This is a genomic window from Paenibacillus xylanexedens, assembly GCF_007680605.1.
Taxonomy (GTDB): domain Bacteria; phylum Bacillota; class Bacilli; order Paenibacillales; family Paenibacillaceae; genus Paenibacillus; species Paenibacillus xylanexedens_B.
This window is the reverse complement of record NZ_VEIO01000001.1, coordinates 1477284-1493004: the sequence shown is the minus strand read 5'-3', so window position 1 is coordinate 1493004 and position 15721 is coordinate 1477284. Positions and strand designations below refer to the sequence as shown.

Genomic DNA, 15721 nt, shown 5'->3' with positions numbered 1-15721 from the left:
AAAGTGCATGCCAATAATCTCTAGCATGCACTTTTGATTTTTTTATTCAGTATTCTGGATAAGACACAATCTAAGCTTAATCTTCCTCAGCCTTAGTTAGCAGATTCTCTCCAACCAGTAGTATCACCCGGTTTTGACTTTACAATGACAGACACTGATGAGGATACAAACCCTAGAGTAGGTGTTCCATATACTGTAAAGGGACCATTTCCAAAAGCATACTCACCACTTTTAAAATGACTAGATGTTCCATCAGATACAATTATTAAAGGATCTATATTGCTATGGGTATTCACACAACTGTCAGAACGTAACACTTTATTGTTTGCATTGATAGTGTAAAACACTTTAGATTTTATAGTCGTCAAATCTATTCCCAAAAAGGTCATGGTCCAAGCCCAACTTCCCCATGCACTGTATTCAGATGCTTTTGCAGAAATGCTCTGAACACTCACACTAGGTTTCGAAGTCCCGAATTCAGATACTCCAGTAATTACAACATCACCATCAGCTAGAGTTACAGATACATCATCATTGGTTGCAGTTGTCATTTTATTTTTTGAAACCGGTTGTCCAACTTCTTGAATAATACCAAGAGCTTGATTATGTACTTCAGCATCATAAACTAGATCAGTGAAACGCTCCTTATCGCTTTGTGAAAGTTTTTGATATTTTCCAATTTGAGTTTGTACATATGGATCAGATTGATCAAGGCTTTTCAAGTGATCTTCAAATTTAGAAATATTACTTTCTGTAGCCGCAAAACTTGTTGGAACAGCTAATAAAAGGATAAGAGAGAAAATTGAGAATAATACAGTTAACTTTTTCATGCTTAACTCATCTCCATATTAAATTATTTTTATAACAATACGTATAATACCATCAGAAGTAAAATATTACAACATAATGTATATAATGTAATATTTTTTCTCAAGGAGTTGAAATTAGATAAACAATATAACTGGATACTAAACTTGCTATACAGAGAACTAATAGTATCCAATTTATCGTTTTATTGAATGATTTTTTTTTAACAACATTACGAACTATAAAATAAATAAATGTATAGACAACCAAAATAATCAAAAAAGTGAATAAAAGTTTTCCAATATCCAATCGATCATCTCTCCCTTCTACAAATAATTCTATATTTAACCATTATTATAACACAAATTATATAATAATAACTATTTTTCCATAAAAGCATTTAAGAGTAAGCCTCGTTATAAAATGAGTATTTGATTTGCCAACTCATAAACTGCACTTATATATAAGATCAAGATCACCATTATTAGAAACTATAAACCAAATAACAATCCCCCACTCTCTTGCTGTGGATTTTTTAAGTACAAAGCAGTGATTTTTTTATATCAAAGCAGTAATTCTCATAATCTCATCTAAACTGTATTAAAACTCACTTATAGATTAGAACAAGGATAGAAACTTCCTTCATCCTGACTTTGGATAAATTAAATATCAATTTTCAGCTAGTGGTGCGATGCCGTAAGCAACATTTTATAAAGTTAGGATATTAAATGATTGATTTTTACCGCTGTACCGAACGAATCATTAAGGATTCTCTATACTCCTGAGGAGTCATACCCGTCTGTTTTTTAAACAGCCTGGTAAACGAATGTGCAGATTCATAACCGACCTGCAGTGCAACTTCCCGCACCATTAACTCATGGTTCATAAGCAACTCCTTAGCCTTGCGGATTCGGGTATCATCAATAAATTCGGATAAATTAATGCCCATCTCCTGTTTGAAAAATCTGGATAGATACGAAGGATTAAAGTGATGCAGTTCTGCCAGTCTTACTAACGTAAGATCTTTTTCCAGATTATTCTTAATATAATTACATAAACTCTGTACGACTATATTCGCACGTTCCTCTTCGTTTGATCGTTTGAAGTTGACCAGTTCATCGGCTGCCAGATAGAGATATTGAACGGCATCTTTCATGCTTGGAAAATGGTCCAAATGCAGAAAACTTCGCTGATCCGGGGTTTTCTGCTTCAGTCCCCAGCGATTAAATGCTCCGTAAAAGGTCAAAGCCAGATGATAATATGTCTCCATGGCTCGCTCCATCGTCATATCCTGTTGAAGGAGCTCTCCCACAAGCTCTTCGAAGATATCATAGAAGGATTGAAAACGTCCTGTCTCCAGATAACCATTCATTGCCTCTACCCGGCTTGAGATCCGCAGTGATTCCTTCGGAGTGCCCGCCTGAGCCTCCTTGTAATTGTCTGTCAGAACCATGGACATGCCATCCCCGACTTTCATCCACTGCAACAAGCGCAGACGCTCATATTGCTGTGGAATCTGGAACCATTCACACCCTCGCCCACTAAGAGTACATGCAATCGACAGGCCAAGCGACGCTAGACACGACTCCTGTACAAGCTCTAACGTACCTTCCAAGTATCTGGCGAAATGCTGATCTGCATCTCGCTGGCCATCTTTGGGCTGTAGTAGCCACACCGTATCACCATAGTGATCCGTAGCACTGGCACATTCCGTATATTCACTCATCAACGATGTTCCAATAATCCGAATAGAGGATTCGGTACACCCTTGTTCAACTTGTGCCGGTTCATGTAGCTTATTCAATCGTGCAAGCACCAGAAACACCGGAGAATCAGCTTTTAGATGAATCTCCCTCTCCAGTAGTTCAGCCTGAAGTTCAATTAACGAAGCGGCAGTCGAACCTTCCTGAAGAAGCTTTCGGATGTATTCATCCTGCCTAAATGCGGTTAGCCGGGATGTAATCTCGCTTTGCTGTTTCAGAAGATTATGCATATCATGACTCTCCCTGATTTCTTCCATGATCTGCTCCACCATCTGCATCACTTTATCGTATCCTTCCGTCTTCAGCAGGTACCGTACATTGTTCATCTGAAAAGCCTTGTATGCATATTCAAAATCACTATGTCCTGTCAGGAAAATAACACGACACTGCGGCCAGCGGTTTTGAATCTCTTCCGTCAGCTCCAGCCCGCTCATGCCCGGCATACGAATGTCAGTCAACACAATATCAATTCTGGAGCGCCTCATCCAGGAAAGTGCTTCTGCAGCAGAGTAGGCTTTGCATACATCCAGCCGATCCGGCATATGTCTCGCAAATGTTTCATACAAACTATCCGTAATGATCTCCTCGTCATCTACAATCAGAAGTCGATACATTCGTGTTCCCCCTCGTTCCACTGGATTCGAATGACAACCTTTAAACCTTGCAACTCACTTCGTGAAAGAAATAGTCCACTTCCTTCGCCAAATGTCAGAACCAAACGCCTATGGATGTTCATTAATCCCGTAATCTCATCCGTCGTTGCCTCACGATGCATGTTATGTTGCAACTTCTCTATATCTTCTGTCTGGAGATCATGCCCGTTATCTTCCACCGTAATTTCCGCCCATGATGACTCCATATGGAATTGGATACGTAACAGACCTGCGGACGTATTTTTTTCAAGGCTATGCTCATAGGCATTTTCAATAATCGGCTGGATTACGAGTCTAGGAACCTGAATCTGTTGCATTTCCAGCGGAACCTCACCGAATTCAACCTTGATTCGTCTGGAGAATCGCAGTTGCTGGATATCCGTATAAATACGGGAATGATGTACTTCTTCCTTCAGTGGCACATGATCTGTCCCATTACGAGTAATAAAACGAAAATATTCTCCAAGCATATTTGTAAATTGTTCAATACGATCCGTTTCTCCTGTTCGTGCAAGCGAGTTCAGTATGAAGAAACTGTTGTACAAAAAATGTGGATTAATTTGGGACTGGAGTTGCTTTAATTCAGCTCTTTGCATCATCATCGTTTTTTTGAAATCACGGTCAATCAGCAACTGCAGATTCTCAATCATATGGTTGAAGCGGCCATACAGGAATCCGAACTCGTCTTTGCGATGGTGTACGATCGGGATATCCAGCACCCCGCCCTCCATCTTTTTGAATCTTTTGACCAGCAATAATAAAGGAATGTGAATCAGTTTGTACGTAGAATAGAGATAAGCTGAAATCGCAATAAACGACGTGATAGCAAAAATCCATGCCCATTTATAAAACTTGCTCAAGGGTTTGGTGACCATTTTCTCAGGCAAATATGTAGCAATGGATAAACCAAGAGGCTCCATATGATGTTGGTTCACGTGGTACGCTGTATCCTCTACATTTACACGAAAGCTCTCAAGGGGGTTCTTTTGACTATATTCCCGGTAGTTTGCAAGAATGATCTCGCGCTCTTCCCGGTCTAAAATAGCAAAACCTGTTTTGTCTTCAATAAGAAGGGAAGCACTTTCAGGGTACAGATTAAGTTGAGATAATTCATTCTGAAAAGCAAAATTATCCAGTTCCACCTGAACAACAAACAGCGGTGCGTCTCCCATTTTGCCTGTTAAACGGACCGCACTCAGATTCAGGGTATCGTCTTTAACCATGAATCGAATGCTTTCTTCGTGCGTGAATGAACTGAAATAATCGTATGAGGTACTATTAAATTCATCGATGCCCTGCACTGCGGAGATACTCTTGTTGACTGTAGGAATATGTACGTAAACGTTCTTGATATAAACACTGCTGTTTTTGAAAGAGGCAAGCCGTTCGGACAAATAATTTAGTATTTCCCGTTTTTCAATCTGGTCCATATTGTTCCAGAGGATCGCCAGCCGATTCAGCTTGCGGTCCTCTGCAATGTCAAACTGCTGCAACTCCATCCACTCGATCTCCCGGTTAAGTTCTGTCGCGTATTGAGTTAACCGCCTCTCTGTCGATAAAGAAATTTCCTGACTTGCCGTATCGTAGCTCCAGTGGTACAGATACACACCAAGAAGAATCAAAGGTATGACAAAAACCAGGTAGGTCATAATCAGCCGTGCAAATATACTGTTAAACCACGACTGTGCCGGTATCTTGAACAACGAACTCCCCTCCTGATTTCAGATCAAAGACACCTGCTTTAATAGGATAAAGCGAACGCCTGGTGATCCCTGACGGCATCCGTTCTATACCATGCGTTCACCTCCGATGTAATCTCTTTTCCGCCCAGTTCAAGCCAATCTTCTACAAATTGATCAAATTCTTCGATAGGTGATCCATAAATAATATTCATAAATACCTCGAGCTGTAGATCCCGAAGGATAATCTGCCGATCTACCATCGTTTCCGTAATCCCACCTGTGAATTGATCATAAAGAAGCTGTCCATTCATATCGTAATCGTCCGCGATGCTAAACGCACCTGTTGGCCCATAAGTCTGCTTCCATCCCCACCCGCTCTTCAAACCTTCTGATTCATAAGCAACAATTCGCTTGTGGATCGCGAGCGCTTCGTTCTCGAGTGTAGAGAAGTCACCTGTTTTACGTGCATCCCGAATATCTCGATATGCATCTAAATTTTTGGTTCCGGGAAAAGGAGTTACCGGAGACAGCATCCACACCGCACGTGAGTCGTCATTATAGTAGGTTTCATATTCCGCATTCTGTCCCCAGTTTTTGTCCAAGTGCAGATTCATCAGTTTAACGACAACTTCAGGATGGGAAAAACCTTTTCTCACAGCAAAGTAGTTTCCTGTATTGGAACGAAGCGGTACAACCCTGTTTCGACCTGTCTCGGCTACGATCGGATATGCCTGCCATTCTGCTTCCGGATCTTCATCACGGGTAGACTGGACAACAAAAGGAGTCCACTGCTCACCATAGAGCATGCCAATTTTCCCCTGATGAATGAGACGGTATGCCTTGCTTCCATTTTTGTAAGCAAAGTCCGGGTCAAGCTGTCCTTCAAGGTACATGGTCTGTAATACTTCCAACGCCTTGCGCACCTCAGGCTGTATGCCTCCATAGGTCAGGCCGCCTTCGTTATCTTTAATCCAGATATTCGGAAAAGCACCATACCCGGCCATCAATCCGGAAACGCCCATAACCGGGTCCCAGAGATAACTCGTTAGTGCAAGCCCGTAGGTGTCCTGTTCTCCATTACCATCCGGATCACGGGATGTAAACGCTTCCGAAATTTTCAACACATCTTCTATCGTTTCAGGTGCCTGCAGACCCAATTTATCGAGCCAATCTGTTCTGATCCACAAATACTGTGCCGTTTCAATGGATGAAGAAGATTCGGGGATTGCCATTAGCTTGCCGTTAATCGTAGCTGCATCAAATGCCCCTTTCCCTTCAGCCTCCAAAATATTTTTGGTAAGTGGCGTGGCGAAATCACGATATACTTCCGTCAAATCTTCAATTAAATTGGCATTGCTAAGTTGCCTTAGCTGATACGGGTTAACTCTGACGACATCCGGAAACCGCCCGGCGGCAAGGGAAACCCCTAACTTTTGATTATACACATCGCCCGTTGCAATCCAGTCATACCGAATCTGAATGCCAAGCTCCTGTTCATACAAACGAGTCCAGCGGTTATCGACCAGTGTCTCACCGGGTAGTTGCTCAATCATGCGCTGCAGATCTTCTCCCGTTTCTCTGACAAAAGAAACTTGAATGGGCGGGGAATAGGCCGCCAAAGATGAGGCCTGCTGATCCTTAGATAGGTTGTTGAAGCGACCGAAGTCTCCCTGCGTATGTCCAGCAGGTATACACACGGTTAGAAAGATAATAATCGTCCATCTTGTTCTGTACATCCATCGCTTATGCATGGTGACATGCCCCCATTTTGATTGAATGAACGTATCTTTTTCTTTTTTTCCAGAATTGTTATCATTGTACAACATTTGCTCTGTCATGAGTACGAAAAAGCCGCCGTTTGGCGACTTTTATTTACAACTCTGAGCACGGACGGATTTCTGAGCACGACGGATTTACGGAGCGATATGATATTCAAAATCCGAAAAGTCGGCCAAGCCTCCAATCTCTTGTGTGGAGAACAGAAACAATCCAATTCTACAGCCCATGAAATGATCCAGCTTGTAGACCATTTTGTGCGGCGTCCCGAGGCTCTTCCATTCTGACCCATCCAGATAGGCAAAGCGACATTCATCCTGATTATCTACAAAATTGGCCGAGGCTTGCAACTTCACTACAGGCCCTGTTACAGGTATGCGGGCATACTCTGTGGCAGGCTCCTGGTCAATCATACTGCCAAATATGCTGTTATCCTGACTCGCTCTGGCCTGCATAACGAGATAGTACCTGCCTTCATTTTTGGTCATTGCAATCAAACCATACGTGCCAATCAGAAAACATAAACCCGCATAATCACCATCGTTCAGGCCGCTGCCATCTAATGTTACCGAAGCCACACAAGCCGGCCCCATGGCCCGCTGAGTGAGTGTATTCACTGCAAACGTCAGGTTAGGGCTAAGTTGACCCGTTCGAATTCGGTACACTCCCGGTACTTCCGTAACAGACCACAGATCATCATGCGGTGTATGATTCCACTGCCAAACGTCCCGAAGCCGAACCTTACCCTGATCATCCAGCGTATATTCGAAACGATCGCTTGCAACCAGCGGTTGGTAACGGTAGCCCGGCCTTGTGCTGGCTAGATCGATTTGTTTCGGAGCCTCTTTTGCAAATACGGGTACGCCTTCCTGGAAATGCATCGGTACCAGAACCGGAATTCGCCCTACGGCACCATGGTCTTGAAAAAGCACAGCGTACCAGTCACCATCCGGTGTATCCACGATTCCGCCTTGAGCAACCCCTGAATTAAAGTATCCCATATCATCATCGAACACTTCTCGGCCAACAAATGTACCGTCCAGCGTATCCGCCCTGTAACAAGCTTGCGTTCGTCGCCCTGCTTCCTTCGTCATATGAATCAGGAAGACATAATAGATACCTGCAATTTTGTAGAAATGTGCACCTTCATACCCCAAGTAGTGCGGCTGATGGTCTGTCACTATGATGCGATGCCTCCCTTCCGGCTTGGGGCCGGAGAGATCGGTTTTTAATTCGGTTAAATGAATCTCTCGATTACCATGTACCAGATACACCCGTTCGTCATCATCAAAAAATAACGAGCAGTCGTGGTAGAATCCCTCTACAATCTGTTTATTCCAAGGTCCGGTTATCGTTTCGGAAGTATACAGATACGTTTTACGAGTATCATTGGCCACAAAAATGACGTAGAACTTGCCTTGATGATAACGGAGTGAAGCCGCCCACATGCCTTTTCCATAGATCTGCTGCCCGTTCTCCAGCCGCTGGGCTGGTGTATTATCCAGTCTGTCATACACATACGAAGCTGTTTCCCATTGGATCAGGTCATAAGAGCGCAGGATAACACATCCAGGCATCATATGCATGGTCGTACTGACCATATAATACGTATCTTCTACCCGAATGACGTCCACATCCGGATAATCGGCCCATATAATCGGATTTGAATACATCTTCTAGAACACCTCTTTTTTTGGAGTTCAGCATCATATCTGTTCACTCTGGCTCCAGCTCTCTAATCAGCAAGATAAATCCCTTCCTGATGTTAGGCTTCTTCAAACATCCAGTGGTTTAAAAGAATGCATGGGTTTTCTTCTGAAGGCTTCAGTACAAGATACAGGTCGTGTTCATGCCGAGCGCCAGTTATTGAAGTCGATGCCTCCATCCATTCTTGACCTTCCGCTGAAGCAGGAATATGCACCTTTCCAATTAAATCGCCGTCTTCTCGTCCTAGTCGAACTTCAAGAGTACATGATCCACCTTGACTGCATACGGTTGCAGTAAAGCTTGCCGCTCCTTTTTGACCGAAATCCACACGCGAGATCGCAATCCAGCTTCCTCCATGCATCACACTGACAACGTCATCTGGTTTTGGTGACTCACCTTGTTCTGCTTGCTCCGAACCCGATCCGCTTAATTGACGGGTGATCACTCCCGCATTCCAGCCAATCGTTGACCCGCTGACCTTTTGATATGGATTGAATGATTTCAGTTGCTCTACACCAACGTAATCGGCTTGAATCGCTTTGATTCTTCCACTTGTCTCTTCATACTGCACCTTGTTCAGATGTGTTGAACGATACCCTTCCGGAATATCCATCGCCTGGCACAGAGTCTGCGCATGATAAGCAATATACCACTCATTCCCCAGTGGGAAGATGGCATGATGATTGTTACCGCCAATCCCGAAGAAGTGACCCGGGTTTTTAAGGATTGTTCCCTGATACGTCCATGGACCCATCGGCTGCGCACTTGTCATGTATGCAATTTCTCCCGGGGGCGGACTATCCTCGTCACGTTCCACTTGGAAAAAGTTAGAGCAGTAAGTGTAATAATAGATGTTATCATACTTATGTATCCCCGAATTTTCAAACATAAAGGGAGCAGGAATGATCTTGGCCTTGCCCTCAACGCTGACCATATCCTTTCCAAGTCTCATCACTCGCGCCGTATCCGGACGCTCTGGCTTCCCCTCAGGCACGCCTCCACCAAAATAAAGATAAGCTTGATGGTCATCATCCACAAGAACAGCAGGATCAAATAACCAGGTTACGTCTTCGACACCCGGCGTTTCTCTCGTCACCAGTGCTTTTCCGATTGGGTCTGTCCAAGGGCCGATAGGTGTTGGTGCACTCAAAACACCAATACCACTGGCATTATTGGCAAAATATAAATAAAAACGATCTTCGCCATTCAAACTGCGATGTGCAGCTGCTGGAGCCCAAGATTGGGAAGCCCAGGTAGCTGCCCCTTCTGGACCTGCTACCTTGATCTCCCCATGATCTGTCCAGTTGATCAAATCATCCGATGAGATGACTGTAATTTTATTGATCGACTGATAACTGTTTTTCTGAGGAATCTCATTCGCATCGTACTCCAGTTTATCACTGGTCATATAGAGGTAGACCCGGTTATTAAACACAAGTGCATACGGATCAGCTCCGAATTTATGTGCCATTAGAGGATTGGCGTTGGGACGAAGCTTCCCAATCTCCTTTTGTATATGTTGTGAGTGACCCGATAAGCCAGCTTCAGGCTTCTGCTCGTCAGCTTGTGCCATCGTTTCTTTATTCATTTCATTTCCTCCCGTGAATAGAATAGATTTTTCCATTATCTTCAAATCTACTTTGATATCTAATATTAGGGCATACCAAATAGAAAGCGTTTGCAAATCAAACGTTTTCATGATAGTATGATTACATTTTAAGTGAAACTAAGTCCAATTTCATTGCGTAGTTTGCATGTTTTATTGCGCGAAATGACAGGAGGTACTTCTACGATATGTCTTCTGATTATTTTTATGATGCGATCCAGCCAGAGCTTTTGTACCGCCATCCCCTAACAACCTACAGGTACGATTCCAGTTATCACCGCCACAACGCGTATGAAATCTACTTATTCCTGCAAGGAAATGTGCACTTCTATGTCGATCATCGTTGTTATCCCATGCAGCGTGGCGACTTGCTTGTTATTTCTCCTGAGGAGATGCATCGGACACTTATTGTAGACGAGAGTGAATATGAGCGGATCACGATTAACCTCAAGAAAACCTATGTGTGCCAGCTATCCACAGTTTTGACGAATTTATTATCCTGTTTTGATCATCGCCCTGACGGAAGTGGCAACATCATTCATCTGAATGAGAACCAGTTAAATCAGCTTCTGTATTGGACCCGTCAGATTGAAGAATTCGCTGATTCTAACAGATATGGTGCAGACGTGCAGACCAATGCTGCTATGGCACAACTACTTGTTCTGATCAACCAGTGGTTTCAGCATAATTCCTTTGTACCTCAAGACATCATGCCAGATTTGGTACGCAGAACGATGGAATATATCGATAATCATATTACTCAAAATATTACACTTGGCAAACTGGCCGAGGAGTTCTATATGAACAGCACCTCTGTCAGCCGCCAGTTTAAAAAACATACCGGACTTACACTTCGTTCATATATTCTAGGCCGGCGCATCGAACTAGCCAAATTACTTCTGACCGATGGCATGAGCATCACTGACGTCTGCTTCCAGTCCGGCTTTAGTGACTATGCCAACTTTATTCGAAGCTTTACCAAAATCGTTGGGATTTCACCGGGAAAATATATGAAACATCGGCAAGCCGAGGTTAGAATTGATTTGTTGCCGCAAACCGATTACCATTAAGAGCATTGTCATGATTAAAAGGAGATCAAAACATGCTTTTAAGAAAATGGTTGTATCCACTCTTCATTTTGCTTTCCGTATTGCTGGTTGCGGGTTGTAGCTCACAGTTCATTACCAATACCGATGCCAATACCAGTTCTCACGCTGGTCAGCCCTCCAAAAAGACGGGATTTCAGGAGGTCGCCAATTATATCAAAGAGCATCATGAACTTCCGCCCAATTATATTACGAAAAAAGAAGCTCGTAAGCTGGGCTGGGAGCCTAGTGAAGGCAATCTCGGTCAGGTGGCTCCAGGAAAGAGCATCGGCGGCGACGTATTCAGAAATCGCGAAGGGTTACTTCCCAATAAAAAAGGTCGGATCTGGTACGAGGCGGATATCCATTATACTGGTGGAAAACGCGGAAGCGACCGGATTCTATATTCAAATGACGGTCTGATCTATCAAACCACCGATCATTATAAGACCTTTCAACAGATCAAATAACGGAGGAACACATGAATATCATTCAGATCGACGGTCGTTACCTTCTTAATAGGGAATCACTCCATCAGTCGTTACAGGATAAATTGAATCTGGACGAACACTACGGACACAACCTGGACGCTCTATGGGATGCCTTGACAGCTGAAGTCAAAATGCCGCTGACAATTCGCTGGAGTCATTTTGATATAAGCAGAGAAAAACTCGGTGATTATGCAGAGCAGGTGGTTGATTTGATGCGCGAAGCAGAGCAAGAGATTGATGAATTCACATTCGAGTTATGTTCGTAGTAAAACAGGCTGCCTAAGAGCAGCCTGTTTTACTAACTTCTACGATCTTCTACTAATTTCTATTTACTTCTATTCACTTCTAATTACTTCTTTTCCTCGTTCTTCTCTTCCTTATTTCTATTCTTGCTTCTTACCTTCTTGCTCTATTCTCTTCATTAACATCTGCGTTTACGGTTGAACAACAAATGTTGTTACACTTTGGGCTGGCAGGTCCGCCGAGAATCCGTTGCCGGAAATCTGCAGGGCGGAGCCGGCCGCCAGATTACGTGTGCTGTCCGTTACCCAGGAGGATACAGCCGAGGCTGTTCCATTTTGCACAGTAAACCGCTGATTCACGCTTGAAGTGTTTTTGTTGATGGCTACGATAACAATCTTGTTATCCGCTCCCTTGTATGCCGACACAAACACGCCGTTTGCCGGATTTTTGGTAGCATCTACTCTGACATCACCCGGACGCACGAATTTGGAGTAATGAGCCATACTATAGCCACGTTTACTTATCGTTCCATCCTCTTTAATCGGTCCATAATGTCTGCGTATATACCACCATACATACGTCTGAAAATTACCTTCTACCATCGCATTATACATATGCTCCGCTACTCCTAAAGCTTCAGGCCAGCGATCCGCGGAATTGGTCTCACTGTTCGGATAGTATACCTCTGTCATCCAAAGCTCTTTTCCTGCTCCCTTTTGTTCGAATAACGGATATGGAAAGTCGCTGTATTGTGTACCATACGTATGCGCCCCTAGAATATCCATGTTCGCAAGGGCTTGCGGATCATTCAAAATAGGGTCCGACATGTTTTTCACATAAGAGAAGGATTCCGGGGCAATGACCCGATTGTTGATGGAACCCGCGTTTTCTTTCATGAAACGAAGCATTTCCTCCGGAGACCACCATGTCCAGTCATGGGCATAGTCCGGCTCGTTTTGTACGGAAATCGCGTACAGGTTCACGCCGTTATTTTTCATAAATGTATCAAATTCATTCAAATATTGAGCGTAAGCCTCGTACTTGTCGTACTTGAGTCGTTTGGCCTGTGTAATCTGCGTATATGCAGTTACGTTGATGTTATCAATGTTCGGTCCACCCGTTCCCGTAGTAACCAGCTTCAACGTGCTTGTGCCATTGACCATCGGTACCTGAATCGACTTGTCCTTCCATGTGCTTCCACTACCTGTAGCTTCAAATGGCACATTACTAAGCGCTAATGAGCCGTTCACGTAGACATCCAGGTTACTCGTTCCTGATGGAAGTGAATATCGAATTTTAATGTTTTTGGTGCCCGTGCTACCAATCAGAATCGTATTCCACTGCATAGCCGAGCCACTCGCGTTTTGGAAAGAAACATAACCTGATCCTGTATATCCAGTAAAAGAACTGCCCGCTACTGCACCAGTCAATGTTGTCAAGGATTCAGCTTCATACGTCGAACCACCGCCCGAAGTCGTGCCGATGGTGACCAGTTCCGTCATATCTGTTGGTGGATTCCAAGGAGATGCAAATACAATCGCACCATGTTCAATCGCTTTTTTGGCTGTGTCCACTTCCCGTTGCCAGTTGTTCCTGTTCTCATCAATCGGAATTCGTAGTACAGAAAATCCAAGCTGGTTAGGTCCATTGCCAAAGGCCGTTTCCCGCTCAGAAGCAGTGAGATCACCAATCCAGCCGGAATGCGTCATACCTCCAAACCCCCGAATCACTTGTTTAGATGAAGCTACATTAATTACAGCATCATTTGCAGCAGACACTTTGGAAGAAACGGGTACGTAAAACAGGGGCAGTGCTGTCATAGCTGCAAGCATTGTACAGAGTGTTTTTTTGATCAAAGCATTCACGATGTCTCATCTCCCGACCATTAGATTCGAACGCAACAACCTCAACCTTAACCTCACTTTTATCCCTTTACGCCTCCGATAGTCATACCTTGGACGAAGTACTTCTGCAGGAAAGGATATACCATCAGAATTGGAACACTTGCAATAATAGTCATCGTTGCCCGAATAGAAGTTGGTGTCACGGCAACTCCGCTGTTCTCAGCAGACTGATACACATCACTTGCCGATGACGTTGCCGCCGTTGTTGACGTCTGCAAAATCTTCATCAATTCATATTGAAGTGTACTTAATTCCTTGTTAGATGAGTTATAGAGAAAGACGTCAAACCAAGAATTCCATTGACCCACTGCCACGAAAAGAGAAACCGTTGCCATGGCCGGAATCGTTAACGGCAATACCACTCGAATAAACGTTGTGAATTCCCCGGCTCCGTCAATACGAGCTGACTCCAGAATCCCCTCAGGTAATCCTTCAATGAAAGAACGAATAACGATCATATTGAACACACCGATGACACCCGGAATGATGTAAACCCAGAAAGAGCCGATCAGTCCGAGATCACGTATCAACAAGTACCCTGGAATGAGTCCTCCGCTGAAATACATCGTGAAGACAAAAAACATCGTCACAAACTTACGAAGTACAAATTCCTGCCGGCTGAGTGTATAGGCAAGCATCGCGGTACAGAAAACGGAGACAATCGTTCCGATAATTGTGCGCAGTGCCGAGATCAGCGTGGCATGATAAATGTCGGATTCTCCGAAGATATATTTGTAGTTATCCAGTGTCCACTCCCGTGGCCACAGATAGATCCCTCCGCGTATGGCGTCATTCGCATCATTGAGAGATACGGCTATCATATTGATAAACGGATAGATCGTAACAATCATCAGGCAGATCATAAATGTGATGTTAATCGCATCAAACGCCCGATCCCCGGCGCTGCTGTTCCGCAAGCGGGATGATTTTGCTTTTGGCATGGCCTAGGCCTCCTCTTAGAATAGTCTGCTTTCTCCCATTTTTTTGGCGATATAATTGGCGGTGAAGAGGAAGATGAAGCTGACCACAGTTTTGAAAATCCCTGCTGCTGTACCCAAGGAGAAGTTCCCCATTCCCAAACCATACTTCAAGACAAAGATATCCAGGTTTTCTGAATAGTCCATGTTCATTCCGTTGCCCAGCAAATACTGAGGTTCAAATCCCGATTCCAGAATGCTACCCATATTCATAATGAGCAATATGACGATAACCGGTTTCAAGCCTGGCAGTGTAATGTACAGCATACGTTTGAAACGACTGGCTCCGTCAATCTCAGCCGCCTCATACTGAGCAGGATCGATGGCTGTAATCGCCGCCAGATAGATGATCGTGTTCCAGCCCACGTCTTTCCATACCTCGGTGGCCCCCAGGATACCCCAGAAATACTCACCTTTTCCCATCCACAACACCGGACTATCGATCAGGTGAAGTTTCATAAGTATCAGGTTGATAATCCCATCAGGTGACAATACGGTAAGCACGATACTTGAAGCAACAACCCAAGAAATGAAGTGAGGCAAATAACTGACGGTTTGTACAAAACGTTTAAAAATGATATTTTTCAATTCATTCAAAAGAAGTGCCAAGGTAATCGCTGTGACAAACCCAAGCACCAATTTAATAGAACTCATCACCAGCGTATTTCGCAGCACTCGATAGAACGTATTATCTTCAAACAGCGTCTGAAAATGCTTCATCCCCACCCATTGTTGATCCGCGAAAGCTCGTGCCGGTTTGAAGTTCTGGAACGCCATCGTCCATCCCCATAACGGCAAATATTTGAATACAAACGCCCAAATCACAAAGGGAATGCACATAAAAGCCAATGTACGCTGCTGAAGCAGTCGTTTGTAAAAACTGGTTTCGCTTTTCCCTTTTCGACGGGAAGTCGGCGGAATCGGTTGGAGAGTTACATTAGGTTCCTCCATGATGCGGTTACTCCTTTCCCTATCTGTTATTCATGCGCGGAGAGAGTGAATACGAGATATTCACCAGAAAGCGATT

13 protein-coding genes are annotated in these 15721 nt (G+C 43.9%); 3 read left to right on the top strand and 10 right to left on the bottom strand.

What is annotated here, in order from left to right:
- Positions 1–92: 92 nt before the first annotated feature.
- From FS818_RS06650 to FS818_RS06625, 7 genes are all read right to left on the bottom strand, one after another.
- Positions 93–830: a hypothetical protein gene (locus FS818_RS06650; protein ID WP_145330728.1), complete on the bottom strand. Its 738-nt coding sequence runs from the start codon at positions 828–830 to the stop codon at positions 93–95.
- A gap of 100 nt (positions 831–930) precedes the next feature.
- Positions 931–1116: a hypothetical protein gene (locus FS818_RS29550; protein WP_397351718.1), complete on the bottom strand. Its 186-nt coding sequence runs from the start codon at positions 1114–1116 to the stop codon at positions 931–933.
- Positions 1117–1546: 430 nt separating this feature from the next.
- Complete coding sequence (locus FS818_RS06645; RefSeq protein ID WP_145330726.1) at positions 1547–3184, bottom strand: response regulator; 1638 nt, start codon at positions 3182–3184, stop codon at positions 1547–1549.
- Positions 3169–4926, bottom strand: coding sequence for a sensor histidine kinase (locus FS818_RS06640; RefSeq protein WP_186375421.1), 1758 nt, complete (start codon positions 4924–4926; stop codon positions 3169–3171). The genes FS818_RS06645 and FS818_RS06640 overlap by 16 nt, the downstream gene beginning before the upstream one ends.
- Before the next feature lie 38 nt (positions 4927–4964).
- Positions 4965–6656: an extracellular solute-binding protein gene (locus tag FS818_RS06635; RefSeq protein ID WP_145330724.1), complete on the bottom strand. Its 1692-nt coding sequence runs from the start codon at positions 6654–6656 to the stop codon at positions 4965–4967.
- A 162-nt stretch (positions 6657–6818) separates the two neighbouring features.
- Positions 6819–8354, bottom strand: a complete 1536-nt coding sequence (locus FS818_RS06630) for a glycoside hydrolase family 43 protein (protein ID WP_145330722.1) — start codon at positions 8352–8354, stop codon at positions 6819–6821.
- Positions 8355–8446: 92 nt separating this feature from the next.
- Positions 8447–9976 (bottom strand): glycoside hydrolase family 43 protein, encoded by a 1530-nt coding sequence (locus FS818_RS06625; protein WP_145330720.1) that lies wholly within the window; start codon positions 9974–9976, stop codon positions 8447–8449.
- A gap of 206 nt (positions 9977–10182) precedes the next feature.
- Here FS818_RS06625 and FS818_RS06620 point away from each other — a divergent pair, with 206 nt between their 5' ends.
- From FS818_RS06620 to FS818_RS06610, 3 genes are read left to right on the top strand one after another with little or no spacing between them, the layout of a single operon-like run.
- Positions 10183–11064, top strand: coding sequence for an AraC family transcriptional regulator (locus FS818_RS06620; protein ID WP_145330718.1), 882 nt, complete (start codon positions 10183–10185; stop codon positions 11062–11064).
- Between the two features lie 32 nt (positions 11065–11096).
- Entirely contained in the window at positions 11097–11549 is a 453-nt protein-coding gene (locus FS818_RS06615) for a ribonuclease domain-containing protein (RefSeq protein ID WP_145330716.1), read from the top strand.
- An 11-nt stretch (positions 11550–11560) separates the two neighbouring features.
- Positions 11561–11836, top strand: a complete 276-nt coding sequence (locus FS818_RS06610) for a barstar family protein (RefSeq protein WP_145330714.1) — start codon at positions 11561–11563, stop codon at positions 11834–11836.
- A 168-nt stretch (positions 11837–12004) separates the two neighbouring features.
- Here FS818_RS06610 and FS818_RS29205 read toward each other — a convergent pair whose 3' ends face one another.
- The 3 genes from FS818_RS29205 to FS818_RS06595 all read right to left on the bottom strand — a co-directional run bounded on the left by FS818_RS29205 (position 12005) and on the right by FS818_RS06595 (position 15645).
- On the bottom strand, positions 12005–13315 hold the full coding sequence (locus FS818_RS29205; protein ID WP_397351760.1) for a carbohydrate-binding protein: 1311 nt from the start codon (positions 13313–13315) through the stop codon (positions 12005–12007).
- A 422-nt stretch (positions 13316–13737) separates the two neighbouring features.
- The gene (locus FS818_RS06600) at positions 13738–14658 is read right to left on the bottom strand and encodes a carbohydrate ABC transporter permease (RefSeq protein ID WP_145330710.1); all 921 of its coding nucleotides are present in this window, start codon (positions 14656–14658) and stop codon (positions 13738–13740) included.
- A gap of 15 nt (positions 14659–14673) precedes the next feature.
- Positions 14674–15645, bottom strand: coding sequence for an ABC transporter permease (locus FS818_RS06595; protein ID WP_145330708.1), 972 nt, complete (start codon positions 15643–15645; stop codon positions 14674–14676).
- Between the last annotated feature and the right edge of the window lie 76 nt (positions 15646–15721).